The 22,897-nt window shown below is 72.9% G+C and carries 23 protein-coding genes; 5 read left to right on the plus strand and 18 right to left on the minus strand.

What is annotated here, in order from left to right; translation table 11 throughout:
• Nucleotides 1–27: 27 nt before the first annotated feature.
• From WG209_RS03500 to WG209_RS03520, 5 genes are all read right to left on the minus strand, one after another.
• Nucleotides 28–1,851 carry a hypothetical protein gene (locus WG209_RS03500; protein WP_337173615.1) on the minus strand — a complete coding sequence of 608 codons (1,824 nt, stop codon included), beginning with the start codon at nucleotides 1,849–1,851 and terminating at the stop codon, nucleotides 28–30.
• 4 nt (nucleotides 1,852–1,855) lie between these two features.
• Nucleotides 1,856–2,572 (minus strand): hypothetical protein, encoded by a 717-nt coding sequence (locus tag WG209_RS03505; RefSeq protein ID WP_337173616.1) that lies wholly within the window; start codon nucleotides 2,570–2,572, stop codon nucleotides 1,856–1,858.
• Nucleotides 2,573–2,602: 30 nt separating this feature from the next.
• A complete protein-coding gene (locus WG209_RS03510) occupies nucleotides 2,603–3,142 on the minus strand; it encodes a sigma-70 family RNA polymerase sigma factor (protein WP_337173617.1) in 540 nt (179 codons plus the stop codon).
• Nucleotides 3,143–3,374: 232 nt separating this feature from the next.
• Entirely contained in the window at nucleotides 3,375–3,770 is a 396-nt protein-coding gene (locus WG209_RS03515; protein ID WP_337173618.1) for a hypothetical protein, read from the minus strand.
• A gap of 175 nt (nucleotides 3,771–3,945) precedes the next feature.
• Nucleotides 3,946–4,152: a hypothetical protein gene (locus tag WG209_RS03520; protein WP_337173619.1), complete on the minus strand. Its 207-nt coding sequence runs from the start codon at nucleotides 4,150–4,152 to the stop codon at nucleotides 3,946–3,948.
• 428 nt (nucleotides 4,153–4,580) lie between these two features.
• On the opposite strand from WG209_RS03520, the gene WG209_RS03525 reads away from it, so the two are divergent.
• Entirely contained in the window at nucleotides 4,581–5,801 is a 1,221-nt protein-coding gene (locus WG209_RS03525; protein ID WP_337173620.1) for a DEAD/DEAH box helicase, read from the plus strand.
• Here the strand turns inward: WG209_RS03525 and WG209_RS03530 are convergent.
• The 5 genes from WG209_RS03530 to purE are packed head-to-tail and all read right to left on the minus strand — an operon-like array spanning nucleotide 5,779 to nucleotide 11,580.
• Nucleotides 5,779–7,092: a hypothetical protein gene (locus WG209_RS03530; RefSeq protein WP_337173621.1), complete on the minus strand. Its 1,314-nt coding sequence runs from the start codon at nucleotides 7,090–7,092 to the stop codon at nucleotides 5,779–5,781. The two genes, WG209_RS03525 and WG209_RS03530, sit on opposite strands and share 23 nt — an antisense overlap.
• A gap of 4 nt (nucleotides 7,093–7,096) precedes the next feature.
• Entirely contained in the window at nucleotides 7,097–8,863 is a 1,767-nt protein-coding gene (locus WG209_RS03535) for a VWA domain-containing protein (RefSeq protein ID WP_337173622.1), read from the minus strand.
• Nucleotides 8,864–8,873: 10 nt separating this feature from the next.
• On the minus strand, nucleotides 8,874–9,872 hold the full coding sequence (locus WG209_RS03540) for a VWA domain-containing protein (RefSeq protein ID WP_337173623.1): 999 nt from the start codon (nucleotides 9,870–9,872) through the stop codon (nucleotides 8,874–8,876).
• Between the two features lie 38 nt (nucleotides 9,873–9,910).
• The gene (locus WG209_RS03545) at nucleotides 9,911–11,068 is read right to left on the minus strand and encodes a 5-(carboxyamino)imidazole ribonucleotide synthase (RefSeq protein WP_337173624.1); all 1,158 of its coding nucleotides are present in this window, start codon (nucleotides 11,066–11,068) and stop codon (nucleotides 9,911–9,913) included.
• Nucleotides 11,065–11,580, minus strand: coding sequence for a 5-(carboxyamino)imidazole ribonucleotide mutase (purE, locus tag WG209_RS03550; RefSeq protein WP_337173625.1), 516 nt, complete (start codon nucleotides 11,578–11,580; stop codon nucleotides 11,065–11,067). The genes WG209_RS03545 and purE overlap by 4 nt, the downstream gene beginning before the upstream one ends.
• Before the next feature lie 659 nt (nucleotides 11,581–12,239).
• On the opposite strand from purE, the gene WG209_RS03555 reads away from it, so the two are divergent.
• The gene (locus WG209_RS03555; RefSeq protein ID WP_337173626.1) at nucleotides 12,240–13,367 is read left to right on the plus strand and encodes a Gfo/Idh/MocA family oxidoreductase; all 1,128 of its coding nucleotides are present in this window, start codon (nucleotides 12,240–12,242) and stop codon (nucleotides 13,365–13,367) included.
• A 290-nt stretch (nucleotides 13,368–13,657) separates the two neighbouring features.
• On the opposite strand, the gene WG209_RS03560 is transcribed toward WG209_RS03555, so the two are convergent.
• Entirely contained in the window at nucleotides 13,658–13,918 is a 261-nt protein-coding gene (locus WG209_RS03560) for a DUF2171 domain-containing protein (RefSeq protein ID WP_337173627.1), read from the minus strand.
• A 183-nt stretch (nucleotides 13,919–14,101) separates the two neighbouring features.
• Here WG209_RS03560 and WG209_RS03565 point away from each other — a divergent pair, with 183 nt between their 5' ends.
• From WG209_RS03565 to WG209_RS03575, 3 genes are all read left to right on the plus strand, one after another.
• Nucleotides 14,102–15,166, plus strand: a complete 1,065-nt coding sequence (locus WG209_RS03565; RefSeq protein ID WP_337173628.1) for a glycoside hydrolase family 130 protein — start codon at nucleotides 14,102–14,104, stop codon at nucleotides 15,164–15,166.
• Between the two features lie 163 nt (nucleotides 15,167–15,329).
• Nucleotides 15,330–15,647 carry a hypothetical protein gene (locus tag WG209_RS03570; protein WP_337173629.1) on the plus strand — a complete coding sequence of 106 codons (318 nt, stop codon included), beginning with the start codon at nucleotides 15,330–15,332 and terminating at the stop codon, nucleotides 15,645–15,647.
• Nucleotides 15,648–15,696: 49 nt separating this feature from the next.
• The gene (locus tag WG209_RS03575) at nucleotides 15,697–16,176 is read left to right on the plus strand and encodes a hypothetical protein (RefSeq protein ID WP_337173630.1); all 480 of its coding nucleotides are present in this window, start codon (nucleotides 15,697–15,699) and stop codon (nucleotides 16,174–16,176) included.
• A gap of 7 nt (nucleotides 16,177–16,183) precedes the next feature.
• On the opposite strand, the gene WG209_RS03580 is transcribed toward WG209_RS03575, so the two are convergent.
• The 7 genes from WG209_RS03580 to WG209_RS03610 all read right to left on the minus strand — a co-directional run bounded on the left by WG209_RS03580 (nucleotide 16,184) and on the right by WG209_RS03610 (nucleotide 22,872).
• On the minus strand, nucleotides 16,184–16,729 hold the full coding sequence (locus WG209_RS03580; protein ID WP_337173631.1) for a GNAT family N-acetyltransferase: 546 nt from the start codon (nucleotides 16,727–16,729) through the stop codon (nucleotides 16,184–16,186).
• Entirely contained in the window at nucleotides 16,726–16,935 is a 210-nt protein-coding gene (locus WG209_RS03585) for a hypothetical protein (RefSeq protein WP_337173632.1), read from the minus strand. Before WG209_RS03585 ends, WG209_RS03580 begins: the two co-directional genes overlap by 4 nt.
• Before the next feature lie 66 nt (nucleotides 16,936–17,001).
• A complete protein-coding gene (locus WG209_RS03590) occupies nucleotides 17,002–17,556 on the minus strand; it encodes a hypothetical protein (protein ID WP_337173633.1) in 555 nt (184 codons plus the stop codon).
• A gap of 28 nt (nucleotides 17,557–17,584) precedes the next feature.
• Nucleotides 17,585–19,147 (minus strand): glycoside hydrolase family 130 protein, encoded by a 1,563-nt coding sequence (locus WG209_RS03595; protein WP_337173634.1) that lies wholly within the window; start codon nucleotides 19,145–19,147, stop codon nucleotides 17,585–17,587.
• A gap of 75 nt (nucleotides 19,148–19,222) precedes the next feature.
• Nucleotides 19,223–21,529 (minus strand): glycosyltransferase family 4 protein, encoded by a 2,307-nt coding sequence (locus WG209_RS03600; RefSeq protein ID WP_337173635.1) that lies wholly within the window; start codon nucleotides 21,527–21,529, stop codon nucleotides 19,223–19,225.
• The gene (locus WG209_RS03605) at nucleotides 21,526–21,927 is read right to left on the minus strand and encodes a hypothetical protein (RefSeq protein ID WP_337173636.1); all 402 of its coding nucleotides are present in this window, start codon (nucleotides 21,925–21,927) and stop codon (nucleotides 21,526–21,528) included. The genes WG209_RS03600 and WG209_RS03605 overlap by 4 nt, the downstream gene beginning before the upstream one ends.
• A gap of 141 nt (nucleotides 21,928–22,068) precedes the next feature.
• Nucleotides 22,069–22,872, minus strand: a complete 804-nt coding sequence (locus WG209_RS03610; RefSeq protein WP_337173637.1) for a Uma2 family endonuclease — start codon at nucleotides 22,870–22,872, stop codon at nucleotides 22,069–22,071.
• Nucleotides 22,873–22,897: the final 25 nt, after the last annotated feature.

Raw genomic sequence — 22,897 nt, forward strand, 5'->3', positions numbered from 1 at the left:
GCCCCCGGCGCGAAGACGCGCGCGGGATCAGGGGGCCGGGGCGGCCGCCTCCGGCTCGGGCTGGGGTCGGGCGGTCAGGCCGATCCTGTGCTCGAGGACGCTGGTCGCGTCGTCGAAACGGGCGGCGAGGTACGCGGCGTCGAACAGTCGGGCGGCGGCCAGCAGCCGGTCCAGGTCGCGGGCCGCGTCCTCCGGCTTCCGCCCGTCGCGCCGCGCGACGGCGGCGGCCAGGCGGTCCTTGTGACGCTCGGCCAGCGCCCCGAGGGCCGGCAGGTCGGCGGCGAAGAAGGAGTCGCAGTCCGGATAGGCGGCGGCCTGGATCGCCCGGAACCGCTCGCCCGCGTTGGGCTTCGCGCCGGCGTGGAGATACTCGGCGACGGAATCGGCCGAGGACCCCACGGCCAGCCGGCGGCCCTGGCGGTCGATCGCGAAGGCGAACGGATAGGGGACGTCCAGCGCGGTGACGCCGTCCCTCGTCGCGACCTGGGCCGTCGCCGGCACCCGCTTCTGGTCCAGCGCGAGGGCCGCGAGCGTCGCGCGCAGGGCGTTCTCGATCGCCTCGGCCGCGACGCCGGCGGGGCCGTCCTGGTTGATCTCGACCGCCGCCACGACGGGCAGGGGGAAGTTCCCCGGGCTCGGGGCGGAGGCGGCCGGCGCGTCGAGGTAGATCACGGCCCGCGGGCCCAGGGCCGGGAGGATTTCCCCCCGCAGGCTACGGCCCAGCAGCAGGGCGTCGGCGATCGTCTCCAGCTTGGCGGCCCGGGGGCGGTCCTCCTTCGGGATCAGCGCGACGAACGAGCGATACACGGCCGGGGCGTCGATCCGGAACGAGGCCGCGGCGACGGCCGTCTCGGGCAGCGCCATCATCCGAGGGCCGGGGCCGCCGGATCGCCCGCCGGTGGGATGGACCGGCGTGAAGGCCACCCCCCCCGGCCGCTTCAGGGCGTCGGGCTTGAACGCCTGGAGGAGACGGACCTGGAGCTTCACGCCGTCGAAGTCGAGCGCCGCGCCGATCTGGTTCAGGTCGCCGAGCCGGTCCCGGATCGCCTTGGCGGCCACACGCCCCCCCGCGTCCGTCGGGGGGGGAAGGTCCTCGACCGCGCGGCGGAGGACCTCGGCCGAGATGAACGCGCGCGCCAGCGGCCGGCCCGAGAGGGCGGCGGCGACCTCCGAGAAGCCGTCGGCCTCGACGAACGACGGCCCGCGGCCCGCGCCCGACTTGCGGTCGATCAGCTCCAGGACGGCCTCCTCCGAGTTCGACAGGGCGAAGACGCCGTCGGGGAACAGGGCGTAGACCTCGGAGGGGCGCCCGGAGCCCTCGGGGTATCGCCGGGTGGAGTAGCCGACGTCGCCCCGCTTCGCCTCGACGATCTCCGCGACCTCGCCGTTCTGCTTCTGCGCGGCGTTGACCTGGTCCATCAGCCGTCGGAGCAGCTCGGGCTTGCGGGCCTTCAGGGCCAGCAGCCCGCGCGGCTGCGACGCGACGCCGGCCGGCCCCCGCGACGGGAGGACGGCCAGGACGACCGCGTCGCCGAGGATCTCGTCGCGGATCTCGCCGTGCGAGGTCTGGAGGAGGCCCAGGACGTGGTCCCGCGCCCGGACGAAGTCGCGGACGCCGGGCGACTCGAGCCAGCCCCGGAACGCCGGCATGGCCTGGATCCGCCCCGCCAGGTCGGAGCCGACGACGTCCGCCCACCGGCCGCGAAGGTCGTCGGCGGCCAGCACCGCGCCGGCGTCCGCCGGCAGGAGCTTCAGCAGGGCGTCCGTCGGGGCCTCCTCGGCCCGCGAGGCGGGCGCGAGGCCCAGGCACGCGCAGGCGACGGCCAGCATGGCGAGAGGTCTTGCGGGCATTTCGTCAGATCCCCCGGGAGGAAGCGTTGGTGGCGTTCTTGTCGAGCGAAGGCGAGCGGAGGAAGCCGAAGGCCTGGCGGGCGGCGTCGGAGAGCGGCCTGGCCCCGGCGGCGGCGTAGCCCCCCACGCGGGCCGCCAGGCCGGGGGCGTCTGGCTCGGCGTCCTCGGCGGGGGCGGCGTCGCCGAAGGGGGCTTCCTCCGCGTCCGTGGCGATCAGCATCGCCAGGCCGAGCCGCGCGGCCGGCTCCGACGCGGACAATGCCAGCCGGAGCGACGCCTCGCGGGCGTCGGCCATGGCCGTGTTCAGCGAGACGAGCCGGGGCGGCTCGGGCCGGGGCTCCTCGCGGGCCGGCGGCCGGAGGACGACCGCCGCCATCGCCGCCGTCGCGGCCAGGGCCGAGGCCCACGCCAGCGGCCGGGCCCGCCGTCGTCTCGGGGACGCGGGCTCGGGCCGGGGCGCGGCCCGGACGATCCGGTCGACGACCGTCGACGAGGCCCTGGGCGCGGGCCTGGGTCGGGCGGACCAGGCCCGCATCGCGTCGCGCAGCGTTTCGAACTGGCGGTGGCGGGCGAGGCACGGCGGGCAGGCCGCGGCGTGCTCCATGAGCAGGGCCTCGCGGGCCATCCGCGTCGCCGTCGCCTCCGGGCCGTCGTCGCGACGCGGCCCCGACTCGGCGTCCAGCAGCCGGTTCCAGATCTGGTCGAAGTCGCGGCAGTTCATGGTTCGGGTCCCGATCGACTCCGCCCCGTGTCAGCGGTGGATCCCTCGGGCGGCGAGGGAGGCGGCCATCTCGCCGCGGGCGCGGTGGAGCCACGTCTTGATCGTCCCCACGGGGCGGCCCAGCGCGGCGGCGATCTCCTCGTGGGAGAGCCCTTGCTCGTGGAAGAGGGCGAACACCGCGCGGTACTCCGGCCGGAGCCGGGCCAGCGCCAGCTCCAGCTCGCCGGCCAGGTCGTCGGGGTCGCGCGGGCCGGCGCGGTCGTCGGCCCGCTCGGCGGCCAGCGACGGGTCGGCCGCGGGCGGGCGTCGTGCCCGGAGGGCCAGGGCGGTGCGGCAGCGGTTGGCGGCGATCTCCAGGAGCCAGGGGCGGATCGGCCGGCTCGCGTCGAAGCCGAGGATCCCCCGCAGCGCCCGGATGAACGTCTCCTGCGCGGCGTCCTCGGCGTCGTGCCGGTGGCCGAGCATCCGGAAGCAGAGGCCGAAGACCACGCCCTGGAACCGCGAAATCAGCTCGCGGGGGGCCTGGGGGTCGCCGGCCCGGATCGCCTCGACCAGCAGACGGTCGTCCATCGTCGCCATGCCCGCCCGGTGCGCGCCGCCCGTCCTCTTCGTGCTCGCCGACCACGCGCCGGTCGAGGGGTGTTACCCGGGGACGGGCCGCCTCGTTTCAGCGATTCGCCCGAATCGGGCCGATCTTGGCCCCGGCGCGGGGACGCCGACGGCGGCGACCCGACCCTCGCGGGGCCTCGTCGCCGCCGTCGGCGTCCTCGGTCGGGCGGCCTGGGAGCCGGCGGGGGATCGATCAGGAGCCGACGACCGCCTCGGCCCCGTCGAGGTCCAGCAGCGCCGCCAGCTCCTCGGCCGAGAGATCCCGGAAGGCGCGGCCCTGCCGCTCCAGGCCGTCTTCCAGCCGAACGGCGATGTGGTGCAGCTCCGGGAGGTCCACCCGGAAGGCCAGCTCGGCGAGGGCCGCCGGGTCGAGGTCGCCGAGCTCGCTCTGCATCTCCTCCAGCTCCAGCTCCATCCGGGCGACGGCCTCGCGCATCTCCGCGTGGGTCTCCGGCGAGCCGCCGACGACCAGGCACTGGGCGCTTCGCGTCACACGCTTTTGGTCGTCGTCGCCGCCGTCGAACCCGAAGCCGATGATGGCGGCGCGGAGGCGGCGGGCGGGCGGCGTCGAGGTCGGGGTCGTGATCATCGCGGAGGGGGCCTTTCACGAGGGGCTGCCGGCGCCGGGCGGGTGTCGAACGGGGGGCGTATCCCTGGACCGACGTCGGCCGGATTGGTCAGGGTTCTTATCGGCTCCCCCGCGCCGCGCGTACAGGGGCGCGGCGTGGAATCCGGCCCCCCCCCGGATGCGACCGGCAACCGTCTCACGACCCGCCCAGGCATTCCTTCGCGACGTTGCGGGCCACGCGGTAGGCGATTTTGATGGTCAGGCCCCGCCCCTCGATCTGGTCCTCGGTGAACGGCCGCCCCTCGCTCCGGTGGAGCCCGGCCAGGGCGATCGTCAGCGGGAGCAGATCCAGGAACTGGCGGTACTTCTGCTGGAGATCGGAAGACTGGGCGTCGTCGGCCACGTCGGGCCTCCTTTCGCTTCGCGGGGGTGGGGGTCGTCGGGCCGCGACGGGGGCGGACCGGCTCCGGCGGGGGCGCCGACGGTCGCGCCCCCGGGCGTCGATTGTCCATCGCCGGCGACGCCCGAGGCAAGCGCCCGCCGGCGATTCGCGGCCCGGATCGAACAGTTCGGCCCCCGGGCTCGTCTCCCCTTTGACGGCCGCGTCGGCATCTGGTACGTTCGACCATGAAGAATTGAAGGAAAGTGGAACGCGGGCCGGACATCTCGGCGCGCCGACCGTCCCGCCCTCATCTCCCCCGCCCAGCGCCTCGTCTCGCCTCCGAATTTCGGACCGCCCCCGGGGCCGGGTCGCACCCGCCCCGCGGCGGGAGCCCAAAGCCCGGAGGGCGACGGCGCGCCAAGGCCGCGCATCATTTTTCGGAGGACCGTTTGATTCGCCCAGTTAAGGAAGAACCCGCCGGGGGCTTCCGCACGATGGGCCTGAGCCGAAGCATGCTCAGGGCCCTGGACGCCGCCCGGTACCACACCCCCTCCCCGATCCAGGCCGCGTTCATCCCCGCGGCGCTCGACGGGCTCGACGTGCTGGGCCAGGCCAAGACCGGCACCGGCAAGACCGCCGCCTTCGGCATCCCGCTCATCGAGATGCTGGAGGCCCGCGGCAAGGGGCCCCAGGCGATCATCCTGGCCCCCACCCGCGAGCTGACGCAGCAGATCGTCGTCGAGCTGAAGAAGCTGTGCGCCAACCGCGCCGACGTCGACGTCTGCGGGCTGTACGGCGGCGAGCCGATCGACCGCCAGATCCGGGCCCTGGCCCGCGGCGTCGACATCGTCGTCGGCACCCCCGGCCGCGTGCTCGACCACATCGAGCGCCACACGCTGTACCTCGGGGACATCTTCCACCTCGTGCTCGACGAGGCCGACCGGATGCTCGACATCGGGTTCCGGCCCGACATCGAGCGCGTCATGAAGAAGCTCCCCGTCCCCCGCCAGACGCTGCTCCTCTCCGCGACCATCAGCCCGGAGATCCGCACGCTCTCGCACCGCTACATGCACGAGCCCGTCGAGATGAACCTCTCGACCGACGAGCCCTCGGTGGAGACGATCAAGCAGTACTACATCTCGGTCAACCACGACCGCAAGATGGAGCTGCTCGTCCACCTGCTGAGGCGCGACAAGCCCCGCCAGTGCATCGTCTTCACCCGCACCAAGCGCGGCGCCGACCGGCTGGCCGAGCGGCTGCGGCGGACGATCCCCGGCGTCGCGGCGATCCACGGCGACCTCGCCCAGACGGCCCGCGACCGCGTCATGGCCGGCTTCCGCGCCGGCACCATCCCCATCCTCGTCGCCACCGACGTCGTCGGCCGCGGCATCGACGTCGCCGGCATCAGCCACGTCGTCAACTACGACATCCCCGACGACCCGGAGAACTACGTCCACCGCATCGGCCGCACCGGCCGCATGGGCAAGGACGGCGTCGCCTACCTCTTCGTCGGCCCGGACCAGGGCGACCCCCTGACCGAGATCGAGACCCTCATCAACAAGGTCATCCCGGCCCACGGGGTCGAGGGATTCGAGGTGGTCCGCCCGTCGGCCGCCGCCCCGAAGGCCCGAGAGCTGTTCAACACCGTCACCAACCGCTCCTTCCGCTGACCCACCACCATCGGCCGCCGGATCGCCCGAGGGCTCCAAGCAGCTCTTGGGCGTCGAGCTTGAGGCGGTCCCCTTCGCTCGGTCCGCCGCCCGTCCCTCGGGCGGCGAACAGGACCTGATCGCACCGCGCGGCCATCCTCGCCGCGCGATCGCCCAGGCCGTCCGACCCGCTCGCGGTCGCGACCGACTCACGCGCCTCCTCCGGCGTCAGCGCCCCCGGAGGCCGCCCCGCCCCCAGCCGCGCGTACTCCACCAGCGAGTCGAGGACCGCCCGCGCCGTCGCCTCGTGGGATTCGTCGAGGCCGTCCAGTCGGCGCGCCGCGTCCCGCGCGAAGCGCCTCGCCGCGTGGCGGCGTCCGGGGAACCGCCGGCGGAGCCACCGGGCGATCCGCCGCCGGGCCAGCAGCGGCCCGCCGATCGCCAGGGCGGCCGCCGCCATGATGATCCCGACGATGAGCCTCGCGCGCCACGGGCCGGGGGTCGGCGGTCGGTAGTCCAACTCGCCCGCGTCGTAGGCCGGGGCGTCGACGACCTCGAACGGGACGCCGTTCGCCGCGCGGGTGAAGTAGCGGCCCGAGCGCGGGTCGTGGGAGGCGATCGCGACGGGGGGGAGGACGACCGCGCCGGCCTTCATCGGCCGGATCGTGTAGACGAACGCCCGCGACGGCGGCTCGTCGACCACTTCGTCGGGCCGCTCCGCGACGCGCGCGTCGATGGGGAGGCCGCGGAGCCGGTCGAGGGCCGGCCGGGTCGTCATCCCCCACGCGCCGGGGCCCTCGACGCGGATTCGATAGGTCGCCTCCTGACCGACGCGGACCCGAGCCGGCTCGACCTCGGCCGTCGCGGTGAACGGGCCAACCCCGCCGAGGAAGCCGGGGGGCCGGCCCGCGAGCGGGGGAATCTCGACGGTCAGCCGCAACGGCGCGCTCCCGCCCGAGCGGCCGTCGATCTCGGCGACGATCGGCGGGACGACGATCGTGCCGGGGGATTCGGCGACCAGACGGAGCCGAAAGGTGAAGACGTTCTCGCTGGCCGTCGCGCCGCCGATCGCGCTCATGCCGGTCGGCCGGAAGGTCTCCTCCGCGACCCACATCCGGGCCCCCCGGAGCTTCGGCAGGTCCAACTTCGGCCTCCTGTCGCGCGCCGGGACGTCCACGAATATGTCGATGCCCTGCCCCGCCAGGATCCTGCCCGACGGTCCCCTTGCGCGGACCGTCAGGTCTCGCGCATGGGTCAGCGAGGGGACGAGGAGCAGCAAGAAGGCGGCGAGGACGAAGCGCGCGCCCCGCATGGGCTCACCAGTCCTTTCCGTCACCGCGTGGGGATTCCGGCGGCGGCTGGTCGGGGAGGCGTCGGCGGCGGGCGTCGCGGATCTGGTCGAGGGCGGCGTCGAGGCGATCGTCGGGGGAGGCGCCGGGGGGGGCCGGCGCGTCGCCGCCGGCTCCGCCGGACTGCCGGGGACTGGGCCGATCGGTCGGCTCCCCCTCGCCGGGCGAGTCGGGCGGGCGGCCGTCGGGGCCGTCGCCGGGGGCGTCCTCGGGGGTGGCGTCGCCCCGGCTTTTGGTGCCGTCGGGTCGATCCTCGTCGCCGCCCGAGTCGTCCGGCTCGTCCCGCTCGGCCGTCGCGGCCTGGAGCCGTTCCAGGACGAACCGGCGGTTCTCGGCGGCGTCGGCGCGGACGGCGTCCGGGCCCTCGCCGCGCGCGGTGGAGGCCAGGCAAGCGTCGTAAGAGCGGACGGCGCCCGGGAGGTCGCCGAGGCCGACGGCCGCGTTCCCGATCGCGAAGTCGATCTTCGCCCGCAGCGCCGGGCCGGCGTGTTCGCGCGCCTCCTGGTATCTCGCGACGGCCTCGGCGTGGCGGCCGAGCTGGTAGAGCGCCGCGCCGGCGTCGTAGGCCGGGACGGCCCGGTCGGGGGCGAGCGCGGCGGCCGTCTCGAAGGCCCGGAGCGCCTCCTCGAAGCGGCCGTCGGCATACGCGGCGCAGCCGCGCGCGACGGCTTGCGCGGCGGTCTCGGGGGCGTCGTCGGCGGCGACCTGCGCGAGCGCCAGCGCCAGGCACGCGGCCCCCGCGACGGCGCGCGGGAGGCGCCGGGGCCGACGGGCCCTGTCGCCGGGGCGGCTCGCGAGGATCAGGACGCCGATCGCGCCGGCCAGGAACGCCGGGAACCGCTCCGGCCGACCCGAGCCGCGCGCCTCGCGACGCTTCGCGCGGGCCACCGGCTCGATGCGCTCGCGGTAGAGCAGCCCCAGGTCGGTCGTCGCCAGGCCGAGCCTGAGCATCGCCCCCCCGCTCCGCTCCGCGATCGTCGCCAAAGCCTCGTCGCTCCGCCTCGACACCACGGGCTCGCCGCGATAGGTCAGCGGCTCGTCGGGGTCGGGCGATGGGACGCGGGCCCCCTCGTTCACGTCCCCCAGCGCGATCGCGTGGACGATCACGCCCCGGGCGACGGCCTTCTCCAGCGCCCGTTCCCAGCGGCCCTCATGGTCCTCGCCGTCGGAGAAGACGACGACGGTCCGGCCCGCGTTGGGCTCGCGCGGGTCGAAGGCGTCGACGGCCGCGTCGAGCGCCGCGCCCAGGTCGGTGCCGCCGGGGCGAATCTCGCCGGGGCGGAGCCGTTCCATCGCGTCGACCGCCGCGCCGAGGTTCTCCGTCAGGGGGCATCGCAACGCGCCTCGCCCGGCGAACGCCACGACGGCCGCGCGGTTCGCCGGCTCCCTCGCCAGCTCGTCGACGAGGGTCCTGGCGGTCTCGACGGCCAGCCCCAGGCGGCTGGGCGCGGCGTCTTCCGCGGCCATGCTCCGGCTGACGTCGAACGCCAGCACCACGTCCTGCCCCGGCCCGATCGCGTCGGCGGGCTCCCGGCCGATCCTCGGCCGCGACAACGCCAGCACGATGAGCGTCCAGGCGATCAGCACGGCGACCGAGCGGTCTCCCGGCGGCCGCCCCCACTGGCCGAGCGCCCGCCAGCCGCGCCCGCGCAGCCCCGCCGAGCGCCACGCCCAGAGGGCCAGCGGCGGCAGCGCCAGGAGCAGCCAGAGGGTCCGGGGGTTCTCCAGGTCCATCGGGGCCTCGTCAGGGGATTCGTCGAAGCCGCCCGCAGGTCAGCAGGCGGTCGAGGGCGATCAGGCCCACGGCCGCGGCGGCCCAGGGGGCGAAGCGCTCGTCGTATCGGGTGCGGATCTCCTCGCGGATCTCCGTCTTCTCCAGGGCGTCGATCGCGCGGAAGACGCCGTCCAGGGCGTCGACGTCGGTGGCCCGGAACGACCGGCCGCCGGTCGCGTCGGCCATGCCTCGCAGCAACTCCACGTCCGGGCCCTGGCGCTCGGCGACCGCCGGGCGGCCGGACTCGTCGACGCCGTGGACGACGCCCCCCTCGCGGCCGATGGCGATCGTGTGCAGCGTCACGCCGAGGTCCCTCGCCAGCTCCGCGGCGCGGGCGGGGTCGAGCGGGTTGGGCACGGCAGGAGAGTTGTTGCCGTCGGTCAAGAGGATGATCACCTTCCGGGACGACGTGGACCGACGGAGGGCCTCCAGAGACCAGGCGACGGCGTCGCCGATGTTGGTCCCGTCGTCCCCCGGCCGGGCGGGACGGACGGCGTCGGCGGCCTCGATCAGCGAGCGATGGTCGAGCGTCGGCGGCCAGGCGAGGTCGGGGTAATTCGCGAATGTCACCAGGCCGACCTGGTCGTCGGGGCGGCCGGCGACGAACCGGGCGAAGGTCTCCCGCGCCGCCTCCAGCCGGCTCGCGCGCCGGAGGCCTCCGTCGGCCGGGAAGTCGGCCGTGTTCATGCTGGAGCTTTGATCCATCGCCACGACGATCGCGACCCCTCGCGTCGCGATCCGGACCGTCCCGCCGACCGTCTGGGGCCGGGCCAGGGCCACCGCCAGCGCCACGATCGCCGCCGCTTGCAGAGCCGCCGGCAGCCACGTCGCCCATGCCCACGGCGACCACCCACCGCCCTGGAAGCCGTCGAGCCCCGGCCACGCCACCCGCCCTCGCAGGCGATGCCGGATCAGCGGCAGCGCCGCGAACGCGGCCAGGACGAGCCAGATGGGTTGGGCCAGACGCATGACGAGGGCTCGATGGGGAAGTGGGGGGACGGTCTCGTCTAATCCCTTTCGGTCAGCCTCCGCTTCGCCGCCAGCACCCGGGCCAACGCCCCCTCGGGGGTCTCGTCGAGGGCCGTCAGGTGGCCCATCTTGCGGCCGACCTTCGGGGTGTGCTTGCCGTAGAGGTGGAGCTTCACGGCGGGGTCTTCGAGCGCCCGCTCCCAGCGGGGCTCGCCGCCCGACCAGACGTCGCCCAGCAGGTTGACCATGGCGGCGGGGCGGACCAGGTCGCACGAGCCGAGCGGCAGGCCGCAGAGGGCGCGGACCTGCTGGTCGAACTGGCTGGCGTGGGCCGACTCGATCGTGAGGTGGCCGGAGTTGTGCGGGCGGGGGGCGATCTCGTTGACGAGCAGCCGTCCGTCGGCGGTGAGGAAGAACTCGACGCAGAGGACGCCGACGGAGTCCAGCGCCTGCGCCACGGCCAGCGCCGCCTCGCGCGCCTCCAGCGCCACGATCGGCCCGACGGGCGCCGGCGCGGTCGAGGTCGCCAGGATGTGGCGCTCGTGGTGGTTCAGGGCGATCGGGAACGCGCCGGCGCGGCCGTCGGCGCCCCGCGCGACCACGACCGACGCCTCGGCGGCGAACTCCACCCAGCCCTCGGCCACGCACGCGACCCGCCCCAGGCTCGCCCAGGCGTCGGCGGCCTCGGCTTCGTCCTTGACGAGCACCTGGCCCTTGCCGTCGTAGCCGGAGCTGGCCGTCTTGAGGATCAGGGGCGAGCCCAGGTCGCGGACGGCCGTCGCCAGCTCGTCGGCCGTGCGGACGGGGCACCAGGGGGCGTGGGGGATGCCGTGGCGGGCGAGGAACCGCTTCTCCCGCAGCCGGTTCTGGCTCGTCCAGAGCGTCCGCCAGCCGGGCCGGACGATCCGACGCTTCGCCAGCCACCGCAGCGCCGGGGCCGAGACGTTCTCGAACTCCACCGTCACCGCGTCGGCCTTCTCGGCCAGCTGGCGGAGGGCCGAGAGGTCGTCGTGCCGGCCGACGACCGTCCAGTCGGCGACCTGCGCCGCGGGGGTCTCGGTCGTGGCGCTGAGCACCCCGGCGCGATAGCCCATCGCCTGCGCCGCCTGGATGAACATCCGGCCGAGCTGGCCGCTGCCGACGACCGCCACCGAGGCCGGGGGGTACAACACTCCGTCGCGCGATCCCGCGGTCATCGGGGCGATTCTCCCACGGCGTCGGTCTGGGCGGCCCGGAACGCGGCGAGCGCCTCGCGGATCGCCAGGTGCTTGCGGCCTAGGATCGCCGCCGCCAGCAGCGCCGCGTTCGCCGCGCCGGCCGCGCCGATGGCCAGCGTGCCGACGGGGATCCCCCGGGGCATCTGGACGATCGACAGCAGCGAGTCCACCCCCTTGAGCGTCCGGCTCTCCACCGGCACGCCCAGCACGGGGAGGATGGTGATGGCCGCCAACATCCCCGGCAGGTGGGCCGCGCCCCCCGCCCCGGCGATGATCAACTCCAGGCCCCTGCCCTCGGCCTCGCGGCCGTAGGCGAACAGCCGATCCGGCGTCCGGTGCGCCGAGACCACCCGGGTCTCGTGCGGGATCCCCAGCTCGTCCAGGAGTTCGGAAGCGTGTCGCATCGTCTCCCAGTCGGACTTGCTCCCCATCACCACGCCGACGAGGGGGGGGGCCGTTTCGGTTGCGTCTGCGTCTGGAGGGTTGTTCATCGGTTCACGGCAAGATTCGAGGATGGGGGAGCCGGCGCGACGTCGCGCACCCTGGATCATCGGCCGGGAGGCCGACGCGGCTCCAGGACGGCGACGCCTGGGCCTTTCATTATCCGACGCCACGGCCCCCCTGCCCAGCCTTTCGGCGGCCCTGGGGGGGATTCGACTCGGCGAAGTCGAGGGCGTGGGTTCCCCCGCGGTTGGCTTCGTTCGCGCGCCGCGTCTTGGGGTCGGTTTCACGCAACGCATTGCTGCGTTGTCGATTGCGGCGAAATTGACTTGGCTTCGTTCGTCGATTTCGAACACGTTTTCTCGTCCCACGCGAGTCGTCCGCCTGGGATCGTGGTACGACGGCGATGGATGATGCCGTCCCCTCTCCTGGCGGGAGTGGAGGTGGCATGGCGACTCCACCTCGCCTGGCATCGAGGAGCCTCTCGCCGCTTAAACCGCGTCCGGAATGTCAAGGAGCGCAATCATCGATCTCCCCCATGATCCGCGGAGGACGATCGGGGATTTCATGTTTTCGACATTTCTCTCGGATCCTCGCCGGGGTCGAGGGTCATGGCCATCCCCATCCCGGTCGGGCGAATTGACCGGCCCGCGAGATGCGGGGATGATCGGGCCTGGTCGGGACTTCGTCGGGACAGGGGGCATCGTCAATGTCGGGACAAGCGGAAGTGCGGGTCGGGATCGTGGGCCTGGGCGGGTTCGGGCTGTACGCGCTCCAGCAGTACTCGCAGGTGCCGGGCGTCCGGCCCGTGGCGCTGGCGGGGACGGCGCGGCAGGCCTCGATCGCGGCGGCGAAGCGGTTCGGGATCCCGGACGTGGAGGCGGTCGACTCGCTCCTCGGGCGCGACGACGTGGACCTGGTCTACATCGCCACGCCGCCGTTCCTGCACCACGAGCAGGCGCTCAAGGCGCTCCGCTCCGGCAAGCACGTCCTCTGCGAGAAGCCGCTGGCGATGACCGTCGAGCAGGCCGACGAGATGATCGCCGAGGCCAAATCGCGCGACCTGCTGATGGTCGCCAACCTCATGCAGCGGTACAACCCGGTCTTCGACGCCGTCTCGAAGCTGGTCGCCGACCGCGTGCTCGGCGAGCCGATCCACGCCTTCTTCGAGAACTACGCCTCCGACGAGAACCTCGGCCCCGACCACTGGTTCTGGGACCGCGACAAGAGCGGCGGCATCTTCATCGAGCACGGCGTCCACTTCTTCGACATGTTCGCCGGCTGGCTCGGCCGGGGCGAGGTCGTCGCCGCCCAGCGCGGGATCCGACCAGGAAGCTCGCCTCCCATCGAGGAGCAGGTCCAGTGCGCGGTCCGCTACAAGGACGACGTGCTGGTGAACTTCTACCACGGCTTCCACCAGGCGGGGCGGATGGACCGGCAGGAGCTGCGCATCGTCTTCGAACGCGGCGACGTCACCCTGTTCGGCTGGATCCCGACCGTCGTGAAGGTCAACGCGATCGCCGACGAGGCCCAGACCAAGGCGCTATGCGACCTGTTCCCCGGCGCTCGGCTCGACTGCACCATGTCCTACGCGCCGAAGGACCGGAAGTGCGCCGCGCGGCACAAGGATCTGGACGTCTACCAGAGCCTGGAACTGACCTGGGGCGAGGGCGTGGTGAAGTCGCACCGCTACGGCGAGTTGCTCCGCCTGATGATGGCCGATCAGGTCGCCTGGATCCGAGACCGCGCCCACCCCCGCAAGGTCACCGAGGCGAACGGCCGCGACTCCCTGGTGCTGGCGTGCGCCGCCGACCGGCTGGCGCAAGCGTCTGCGTAGGCTTCAGGCCATCGGCCCCGGGGGCTGCGAAGGAGGTCCCGAGGGCCCTGGCGTGCCCGGGGCCGGCTCGGGATGCGCCGGGAACGGCGACCGCGGCGGCGAGGGCTCGGGGGTCTGGGGGAACTCCGGGGGCGGGGGCGGAGGCGGCTTGGGCTGATCGGGGGTTGGGATGGCGTCGGGGGTCGGTTGATCGGGCATCGTGGTTCTCCGGAGGTCGGCGTCCTGGCGTGGAAATGGAGCGGGCCTCCCTCGCGATGGGGAGGCCCGCTCGTGTGTTGCGCGGGACCGGGTCAGGCCGGCTGCCACTGTTCCTGAGCCTGCTTATGGTTCAGGTTCAGGTGGACGTGCTCGTCGACCCTGTCGACCCAGGAGATGGGGATGCGGTGGTGCTGGCCGTCGGGGCTCTCGCGCTTGGTGAGCCGGATGGTGTCGCCCTCGACGTGGTCGACGATGCCGACCTTGTTGCCGCAGGACCCAAGGACGTCCATGTGCTCGCGGATATTGGCGGCGGCATTCCCGGTCGAGGAGGTCGCGCTCTGGTCGGGCGTCATCTTGCTCTCCGATGTTTGAGATCGGGCTCCATCTATCGATCATCCCGCCGTCTCGCGGGTGGGCTTTACTCGGGATGAATCGCAACGCGCGTGCCGATAACGCGGCGTTTCGCGGCTGTTCCGGGGCCCGGCCGTCGGGGTAGACTGGGCGGATCGCGGACCCCTCGACCGACGGAGCGACCCATGATCCTGCCCAGGCTGTTCGAAAAGCTGCTGCTGACCCCCGCCGACGTGAAGCCCTCGCGCGACGATTTCGAGGTCGTCGGCGCGTTCAACCCGGGGGTGATCCGCGCGGGCGACGAGGTGGTCATGCTGGTTCGCGTGGCCGAGCGCCCGCGCGAGGTCCGGCCCGGGTTCACCCCCCTGCCCCGCTGGGACGCCGAGGCCGGGCTGACGGTCGACTGGACCCCGGACGACGAGCTGCGCCCCATCGACCCCCGCGTCGTCGAGCGCAAGGCCGACGGGCTGGTCCGGCTAACGTTCACGTCGCACTTGCAGGTCGTCCGCCTGGGCGACGGCCGATCCGTCCGCGCGATCGACCCGGTCCGCTTCGTCCCCGAGGGGCCGATGGAGGAGTTCGGCGTCGAGGACCCTCGGATCACGGAGCTAGATGGGCGATACTATTTCACCTATGTCTCCGTGTCGCGCCACGGTGCCTGCACGTCGCTGGCGTCGACGGTGGATTTCCGCTCGTTCGAGCGGCACGGCGTGATCTTCTGCGCGGAGAACAAGGACGTGGTCCTGTTCCCGGAGAAGGTCGGCGGCGAGTACGCGGCGATCCACCGGCCGAACCCGGCGACGCCGTTCAACCGCCCCGAGATGTGGACCGCGACCTCCCCCGACCTTCGCAACTGGGGCCGTCACGCCTGCCTGCACGGCGGCGAGGGCTCCTGGGAGACGGGCCGCGTCGGCGCCGGGACGCCCCCGGTGCGCGTGCCCGACGGCTGGCTCGAAATCTATCACGGCAACCGCCGGCCGTCGAAGCCCGGCGAGGTCGGCGCCTACTCCACCGGCGCCCTGCTGCTGGCCCCCGACGACCCCTCGCGCGTCCTGGCCCGGACCCCCGATTCCATCTTCGAGCCCACCACCGAATTCGAGCGCCGCGGCTTCGTCCCCGACGTCGTCTTCGTCACCGGCATCGTCGACTCCCCCGCCGGCTACCTCGTCTACTACGGCGCCGCCGACAGCTCCTCGGCCGTCGTGGAGTTCTCGCGGGATGATTTGCTGGGCGCGCTGGAGGCGGTGTGACGGCGAGGGACGATGCCGGCCCATGCGACGCGATGGTTCGGCCCCGCGCCGCTGTTCCGGGCCCCTCGCGCCAGGAGGAGGGACGATGAGGCCGCCGAGATGTACCCCATACCCACCGGCCACGCGCTATGAGCGCGTCGTCACGCGGTCGCTCCGATACGACATGGAAGATTTGATCCTCGAAGCGCAGGGGCCGGGCTACTCGTTCGCCCGCGTCGTATTCCGCGGGGTGGCGGGATTCCGCGTCCTGGACGAGCGTGATCTGACCGAGTTCTGGGACGACTATCACCAGGGCAACGGGTGGCTGTATGAAGTGCATGAAGGCGGCTGGCTGGAATTGGAGGTCGGGCGCGGCCGATTCTTCCGCGAGTTCTACGAGGGCTTGCGCGAGTATCTCGTGGTCTGCGACCAGTGCGTCAGCGTGCTGAGCACGGAGCCGCCCGAGATCATCGACGTGGGCGCCGACCCCGAGGGGGCTTAGGAGTTCTCGCGCGACGGCTTGCCGGGGGCGCTGGAGGCGGTGTGAGACGATGGCGGATATCGGCCAATTCCTCCGCGTCCTGGGGCTGGTCGGGCTGCCGATCTTCGCGGTCGCGGTGCTCTCCATCTGGAAGCCGGTCCCGTCGGGCGGCGAGGTTCGGCCGAGCCTCTCCGTCCGCGTCCTGGGCACGGTCGCGACGACCCTACTCTGCTTGCTCACGGTCGTCGGGCTGCCTTTCCTGCCTTATCTCCTCTGGAGGATCTGGCGCGAGCCTCGCAAGGAAGCGAAGCCGCTCGTCGACCGCGTCGGCTGGACGGTCTTCGGCGCGGGGATCGCGCTGATGGCCGCGATGACGGTCTACGCCGCGGCCCAGGAGGGCGACGGATCCTGGCGGCCGTTCGCCACGATCCGGCTCCATTCCTGGATCTTCCTGGGCTTCGCGGCGCTCGCCCTGGCCGGCCCGCTGGGGGCATTCCTGCTGAGCCGGCGCGTGGCGAAGAAGCCGCCGGCCGACGACCCGCTCGCCTGACGCGATGTCACCAGACCTCGTCGGGGCGCCAGTCGACCTGGAGGCCGGCGGCGAGGTCCAGGGCGGCCGGCGTCCGCGGGAGGCGGTGGATCATGACGACCTCGTCGGGGGTCGGGACGACCCGGCCCCCCTCGCGGTAGGAGAGCGGGCCGCGCCAGGGCTCCCACCCGAGGCGGGCGTAGAAGCCGGGATCGGACGGGGCGAGGGCCGCGACGTCGAAGTCGGCGAGCAGCGCGGGGAGCTTGCGGAGGATGCGACTCGCCAGCCCCCGCGACCGATGCCGCGGGGCCGTCGCGACCGCCTCGATGTAGGCGGAGCGGAGGGGGGCCGGCAGGCCGTCGACGCGCAGCTCGCGCGTCACCCAGGCGGCATGGGAGACGATGGCGCCGTCGACCCGCGCGAGGACGTGCACGGCGTCGGGCAGCCCGTCCAGGTACGGGGCGAAGGGCTCCCCGTAGGCCTCCGAGCAGAGGGCGACGATCGATTCGCGGAGCGACGCGCTCGCGGCGAGCGAGGGGACCACCTCGATGACCGCGCGATCCGCGGCCATCATGGCCGGCCGTTGGCTTCCGCCCGACCGACGAGGTTCAACCCCTCGCCCATGAGCCGATTGGCCTCGTCGCGCTCGGCGTCGGTCTGGTTCTCGGCCAGCCAGAGCGCGAGGATCTCGCCGAGCGTCAGCTCGTTGCCCGCGTCAGCGAGCTTGACGTCGAGGAAGGCGCGGAAGGCGGCCGGGTCGTCGTGGCGGTCGGTCGGCATGGTGCCCCCCTATTCGCTGTCCAGCCAAACATAGCAGGGGGCCCGGTCAATTGCGAGTGGCATGGGTCAGCCGAATTCCTCCATGAAGTCGTCGGCGACGTGGGGCGGGTTGAGGCGTTGGACGGAGTCCTCGATGATCCCGTCGACGCCGAAGTCGGAGATCCAGACGGCGAGGAACGGCGCGGGGTCGCCGAGGGCGGCGGCGTCGCGGGCCGCCGCCAGGCCGCTTACGATGGCGTCGAGCAACGCGTCGGCGTGGGCGACCTCGAATTCGTCCATCGCGAAGACGCCTTCGGGCCTGGAGTGCAGCGACCGGAACCGCTCGTTCAGGCTGCTTATGATGGCGTCGGCGGCGGGGAACGCGCCCTCTTCCCAGTGCCCCCATTCGTCGACGCGGTAGCGGTGGTAGCGAGAGGCCGGGTCGCCGCCGGGCGCGGGGACGTCCGCGATGGCGACGAGCCCCCCGAGATCGTAATACTCGCCCGGGTTGACGGCGTAACCCCGGATATCCAGGCCGCGGGCGCGGAGGGAGGCGACGTGGCCGCGGGCCCCCTCGGCGACGGCGGCGGTCAGCTCGGTCCTCGGCTCGGCGAGCCAGGCTCGGAGGGCGGCTTCGTCCATCTCGGGCGCCTTTCGCGGGCCGGCCGCGTCAGACCATCGCCTTGAGGATGTCGTCCACGGGGATGGTGGCGAAGGTGCTGGCGTAGTCGGACATGGCGTAGGGGATGATGAGGGTGCCGTCGAGGACCGCGCCGCCGCAGGAGTAGACGACGTTGGGGACGTAGCCCTCGCGCTCGTTGGCGTTGGGCTCCAGCAGGGGCTCCTCCAGGCGGCCGATGAGGCGGGACGGGTCGTCCTTGTCGAGCAGGAACGCGCCCATGGCGTAGCGGCGCATGGGGCCGACGCCGTGGGTGAGGACGAGCCAGCCGGCGTCGGTCTCGATGGGGGAGCCGCAGTTGCCGAGCTGGACGAACTCCCAGGAGTAGGTCGGCTTGGCGATGGGGATCTTGGTGTACCAGAAGTGGAGCATGTCCGAGTACATCAGGAAGATGTTCTCGTTGTCCTGGCGGGAGAGCATGCAGTACAGGTTGTTGACCTTGCGCGGGAAGAGCGCCAGGCCCTTGTTGCGGACCTCGGGGCCGTTGAGGGTGCTGATCTTGAAGGTGAGGAAGTCCTTGGTCTCCAGGATCTGGGGGAGGACGACCTTGCCGTCGAAGGCGGTGTAGGTGGCGTAATAGGTGGTGGAGCCGTCGTCCTCGCGGAACTCGACGAAGCGGGCGTCCTCGATGCCGTTGGTCTCGGTGGGGGAGTAGGGGAAGATGATCCGCTCGGAGACGTTCAGGTCGGGGCTGAACGCCACGTCGTAGTTGGACCTGGCGAGCATCCGCATGCCCTGGGCCAGCGGCTCCAGCTCGTGATGGCGGGGGCGGGCCCTCTGGAGGGCCTGCTCGATGGCCGCCTCCAGCTCCTCGAAGCCGAACTGCTCGCGCAGGGTGTCCAGGACCTGCTCGGCGAACGACCCGTTGAGCCGCAGCTCGGCCAGCTTGCGGAGGAACAGGAACTTGTCGTACTGGACGTCGGGGACGGCCTCGGGGGCGGTGACGTAGCGGGTGGGCTCGTCGAGGTGGATGCGGCAGGAGGGGTCGACCATGCCGCTCCGGAAGGAGATCGACGAGATGTGCCCCTCGCCGGTGGCCCGGAGGCTGAGGATGAACCGCTTCCAGCCCTCGGGGACGCCGGACTGGTCGGGGGCCCAGACCATCGACGGGTTGAACAGGGCGGCGGACTCCAGGGCGTATTCCTGGGTGAAGTACGCGCCGATGAGCAGCCGCCGGGCCTCGCTGACGGGGTGGTCCGTCAGCATGAGCCGCCGGACGTCGGCGAAGCGCAGCAGGAAGAAGTCGCGGATCTTCTGGTGCCGGTCGCGGAACTCCCGCATGACCTCGTCGAGCCGGACGTGGACCTCCTCCTCGGGGAGGGCGCAGACGCGGCCGATGATGCGCTCCACGCGGCGGTCGTCGGCCGGCTGGAACGGGCGGATCACGACGCGGCTGTTGTTGGGCCGCAGGACGATCCGGGTGCGATTGACGCGGAGCTGGACGGCTCCGGTCGGGGCGCCCTCGGCCGTGGAGGCCGCGTCCCCGTCCGGGCCCGACGAGGAGCGAGACGCCCCCGCCGCGTCGGCGGGGGCCTGGTTGGCGGCGACATCCATGTGAGATTTCCTGGTCGGGTGGGGTTCGGCCGCCCGGTCGGGCGACGGGACGTGGTCGGGGGGGGCCGCGCCTGGTCAGGTCGTCGATTGCATGTGGCGCTGGTGCGACAGCACGCTCTCGACGAGTTTCAGCTCGGCCAGCGAGAGGAGGAAGGCCAGGGTCGACTCGGCGCCCTGGTTCTGGTTGATCCGGTCTTCCTCCAGGCCGTCGCGGCAGCCGCCGGTGGCGGCGTCGTAGAGCTCCAGGCCGAGGTCGTTGCCGCCGAGGAACCACTCGAAGGCGCGCCGGGCCTCGACGAGCCACGCCGTGTCCTCGGTGGCATGATAGGCCTCCAGGCAGGCGGACACCATCGCCTGGGCCTCCACCGGCTGCTGGTCGAACTGGGCGCGGACGCCCCCGCGGACGTAGAAGCCGTGGCAGCCGATCGGCCGGAAGCAGCCCGAGGGCGCCTTGTGGTGCCCGACCAGCCAGGAGAGGGTCTCCAGGCCCACGCGGAGCGCCTCGGGGGGGCCGCCGTCGCGGGCGGCGGCGATCAGGCCCTGGGAGAGCCGGGCGTTGTCGTAGGCCAGGCGGTCCTCGAACCAGTCCCAGTCCTCGGCCGCGACGGCCTCGTGCAGGGCCAGCAGCCTCTGGGTCAGCAGGTCGCGCGCCTGGCTCGCCGGCCGGGCGCCGGCCAGGCGGCGGAGGTACTGGCCGATCCCCAGCAGGCCGAACGCCCAGGCCCGCGGCGAGGTCGTCTCCAGCAGCGCGGGGAGGGCCTTGTCGAAGAGGTCGGAGGCCCAGAACTGCATCCCGGGGCGGGTGGAGTGGTGGACCATCGTCCCCAGGACCCAGATCGCGCGGCCGTGGCTGTCGTCCGACCCGACCTCCTCGAGCCAGCCGCGGTCGAATCCCATGAAGTTGCGGAACCGGCCGCGCTCGGGGTTGAAGGCGTGGTTCAGGAACGCCGCGTAGGTCGACGCCAGCCGGTCCGTCCGGTGGGTGGCCTGGCCCAGCCGCTCCAGCATGGTCGTGAACAGCAGGGCGCGGGCGTTGTCGTCGGTGCAGTAGCCCTCGGCGAGGTTGGGGATCGTGAACGTGGCGTGCTGGATGATCCCGGCCGAGTCGCTGAGCCGGTCGAGGTGGTCGAGCCGCCAGCCCGGCAGGTCGAGCGGCTGCTCGGCCAGGGTGCGCACCGCCAGCGGCCTCACCGGCACGTCGAGCCGGCTCCGTCGCGCCTGCTGGAACGACTCCACGAACTGGTGGGCGACCCGCCCCCAGACCATCTCGCGGCCCATCAGGTAGGCGCGCTTGCGCATCGCGTGGCGGCGGGATTCGTCCCGCAGCAGCTCGCGCATGGCGTCGGCCAGCGCGGCGGAGTCGCCGAACGGCACCAGGACGCCGCGGCCGTCGGCCAGCAGCTCCTCGGCGTGCCAGTAGGGCGTGGAGACCACCGACTTGCCGCAGCCGAAGGCGTACGCCAGCGTCCCGGAGGTGATCTGCGCCGGGTTCAGGTAGGGCGTGACGTAGACGTCGGCCACGCCGATGAACTCGATCAGCTCGGGCAGGTCGACGAACCGGTTGTAAAAGCTGACGTTCTCGCGGATCCCCAGCCGCTTCGCCAGCCGCTCCAGGCCGATCCGGTAGCGCTCCCCCTGTTCCCGCACGAGGTTCGGGTGGGTCGCCCCCAGGACGATGTAGACGAAGTTGGGGAACTCCTCCAGGATCGAGGGCATCGCCTCCAGCATGTTCTCGACGCCCTTGTTCGGCGAGAGCAGGCCGAACGTCAGGGCGACGAGCTTCCCCTCCACGCCGAACTGGTCCTTGTAGAACGCCGGGTCGACGAACGGCATGTCGGGGATGCCGTGGGCGATCAGGTCGATCTTGGACTCGGGCGCCTTCCAGACGTCCATCAGGAACGAGCGGGCTCGCTCCGACATCACGATGACGCGGGCGGAGAGGTCCAGGATCTCCCCCATCACCCGGCGCTGGTCGGCGTTGGGCTCCTTCAGCACGGTGTGCAGGGTGGTGACGATGGGCATGCGCAGGTTGCGCAGGAGCCGCAGGACGTGGCTCCCGGCCGGGCCGCCGAAGATGCCGTACTCGTGCTGGAGGCAGACGACGTCGGCGTTGCTGAAGTTGATGAAGTCGGCGGCGCGGAGGTAGGAGTCGAGCTCCTTCTCCTCGATCTCGAAGCGGACCTCCGGCGGGTAATCGTAGCCCTCGGGGAGGTCGTTGACGGGCACGACGAAGCAGTCGGCCGCGGGGAACTGCGTGGCGACGGACGTGCAGAGGTCGTGCGTGTAGGTGGCGATGCCGCACTTGCGGGGGAGGTAGTCGCCGATGAAGGCGATCCTCCGAACGTCGCTGGTCCGGTTGATATCGACGGGCGCGGCCTTCAACGTCTCATTCCCATCATGCCAAGGACGGACCCTCGCGAGGGGACGCAACGGCCCCCGACGTGGAGGGTCGGGGAGGTGTAGCGGCCGACGCGGGCGGTCGGGTAATAGTTCCGGGGCGTCACCCGCGGCCGGGGCGGCTCGGGCGGCGTCGCGATCGGCGAGCTGCGATAGGCGGCGACCGGCCTCGACGTGTACGGCGCCAGCGGGTCGGCCGTCGGCCGGGGGGCCGTCGCGCGCCGGGGGGCCGCGGCCCGTCTACCCGGCGCCGGGCCGTCGGCCGACGCGCTCGTCGTCCTCCCGAAATGCGACGCGGGCGCCGACTGCTGGGCCCGCGCGTCGAGGCCGGAGGGGCACAGGGCCACGATCGCGGCCACGCCGAGGAATCTCGCGACGTTCATGGCGACCACTCCGACCCGGTGAATTCTTCTGGCGATTCGCGTCGGCCGGGTGGCATTCTATCTCGAATCGCCGCCTTCCGCCAGGCTTGGCGCCCGGCGCCCGGCGCCCGGCCCGTGGGCGGTCGGCCCGGCCGTCGGGGATCAGCCCGGGTCGATGCCCCGCTCGCGCAGCAACGCCTCCAGCCATTCGGCCCGGGCCCGCGCCTCGCGGGCGTCGGCCTCGGCCTGGGCGCGGCGGGAGCGGTCCTCGCGGGCGTCGGCCTCGGCCTGCTCGCGGCGTCGGCGCTCGATCTCGGCGATCCGGCGGGCCAACTTCCGGTCGCGGATGATGTCCTGAACGTGCTGGAAGGGCTCGCCGTCGGGGCCGCGGAGGATCAGGGCGTCCTCCTCCGGCGGGGTCTCGAAAGTGACTCCGAGCCGGGGGCTGGTCCAGCCGTCGGTGGAGGCGATCGGCTCCAGGCCGCTCGGGCCCCGGAGCCAGCCGTCGAGCCGGCCCGATGGGTCTTCCGGGAAGTAGTAGTAATACTCCTCGACGCCGCGCCCGTCGTAGGTCTCCAGCTTGCGCCTCATCCTCGCGGCGGTGTTGCTGGGGGAGTGGATCTCGAAGACGACCTGGGGCGCGTGGCCTTCGATCCACTCCTTGTAGGAATGCCGGGGGGCCTTGGGCCGCCCGAGGGCGACGAACACGTCCGGGGCGATGCAGCGCCTGGGATCCTCGGGGTCGAAATACCAGAGGAGGTCGCAGGCGATCAGCGCGTCGGGGCGATCGGCTAGGAGGGCTTCGAGGCCCTCGGCGATCGTCACCATCCACTTGTACTGCGTCTGGTTGTCGGCCATCGGCTCGCCGTCGCTGTCCGGAAACCTCGGGTCGTAGGCGTCCCAGAACGGCGGGTCGGCCAGATGGACGGCCCCCGGGGGGGCCGCGTCGCGGTCGGCGGTGCTCATGGCGGGCTCCCGGGCGGCGATCCGC

Origin of the sequence: Paludisphaera sp. (assembly GCF_037189885.1) — a bacterium.
In the GTDB taxonomy this organism is placed as follows: domain Bacteria; phylum Planctomycetota; class Planctomycetia; order Isosphaerales; family Isosphaeraceae; genus Paludisphaera.

What these genes read in the sequence shown, in the direction of transcription:
- WG209_RS03605 (WP_337173636.1), bottom strand. Translation starts at nt 21,927, where the DNA reads ATGAACGTCGCGAGATTCCTCGGCGTGGCCGCGATCGTGGCCCTGTGC.
- WG209_RS03590 (WP_337173633.1), bottom strand. Translation starts at nt 17,556, where the DNA reads ATGGACGAAGCCGCCCTCCGAGCCTGGCTCGCCGAGCCGAGGACCGAG.
- WG209_RS03545 (WP_337173624.1), bottom strand. Translation starts at nt 11,068, where the DNA reads ATGACCGCGGGATCGCGCGACGGAGTGTTGTACCCCCCGGCCTCGGTG.
- WG209_RS03555 (WP_337173626.1), top strand. Translation starts at nt 12,240, where the DNA reads ATGTCGGGACAAGCGGAAGTGCGGGTCGGGATCGTGGGCCTGGGCGGG.
- WG209_RS03530 (WP_337173621.1), bottom strand. Translation starts at nt 7,092, where the DNA reads ATGCGGGGCGCGCGCTTCGTCCTCGCCGCCTTCTTGCTGCTCCTCGTC.
- WG209_RS03515 (WP_337173618.1), bottom strand. Translation starts at nt 3,770, where the DNA reads ATGATCACGACCCCGACCTCGACGCCGCCCGCCCGCCGCCTCCGCGCC.
- WG209_RS03565 (WP_337173628.1), top strand. Translation starts at nt 14,102, where the DNA reads ATGATCCTGCCCAGGCTGTTCGAAAAGCTGCTGCTGACCCCCGCCGAC.
- WG209_RS03580 (WP_337173631.1), bottom strand. Translation starts at nt 16,729, where the DNA reads ATGATGGCCGCGGATCGCGCGGTCATCGAGGTGGTCCCCTCGCTCGCC.
- WG209_RS03540 (WP_337173623.1), bottom strand. Translation starts at nt 9,872, where the DNA reads ATGCGTCTGGCCCAACCCATCTGGCTCGTCCTGGCCGCGTTCGCGGCG.
- WG209_RS03535 (WP_337173622.1), bottom strand. Translation starts at nt 8,863, where the DNA reads ATGGACCTGGAGAACCCCCGGACCCTCTGGCTGCTCCTGGCGCTGCCG.
- WG209_RS03570 (WP_337173629.1), top strand. Translation starts at nt 15,330, where the DNA reads ATGGAAGATTTGATCCTCGAAGCGCAGGGGCCGGGCTACTCGTTCGCC.
- purE (WP_337173625.1), bottom strand. Translation starts at nt 11,580, where the DNA reads ATGAACAACCCTCCAGACGCAGACGCAACCGAAACGGCCCCCCCCCTC.
- WG209_RS03560 (WP_337173627.1), bottom strand. Translation starts at nt 13,918, where the DNA reads ATGACGCCCGACCAGAGCGCGACCTCCTCGACCGGGAATGCCGCCGCC.
- WG209_RS03610 (WP_337173637.1), bottom strand. Translation starts at nt 22,872, where the DNA reads ATGAGCACCGCCGACCGCGACGCGGCCCCCCCGGGGGCCGTCCATCTG.
- WG209_RS03510 (WP_337173617.1), bottom strand. Translation starts at nt 3,142, where the DNA reads ATGGACGACCGTCTGCTGGTCGAGGCGATCCGGGCCGGCGACCCCCAG.
- WG209_RS03595 (WP_337173634.1), bottom strand. Translation starts at nt 19,147, where the DNA reads ATGGATGTCGCCGCCAACCAGGCCCCCGCCGACGCGGCGGGGGCGTCT.
- WG209_RS03505 (WP_337173616.1), bottom strand. Translation starts at nt 2,572, where the DNA reads ATGAACTGCCGCGACTTCGACCAGATCTGGAACCGGCTGCTGGACGCC.
- WG209_RS03500 (WP_337173615.1), bottom strand. Translation starts at nt 1,851, where the DNA reads ATGCCCGCAAGACCTCTCGCCATGCTGGCCGTCGCCTGCGCGTGCCTG.
- WG209_RS03575 (WP_337173630.1), top strand. Translation starts at nt 15,697, where the DNA reads ATGGCGGATATCGGCCAATTCCTCCGCGTCCTGGGGCTGGTCGGGCTG.
- WG209_RS03585 (WP_337173632.1), bottom strand. Translation starts at nt 16,935, where the DNA reads ATGCCGACCGACCGCCACGACGACCCGGCCGCCTTCCGCGCCTTCCTC.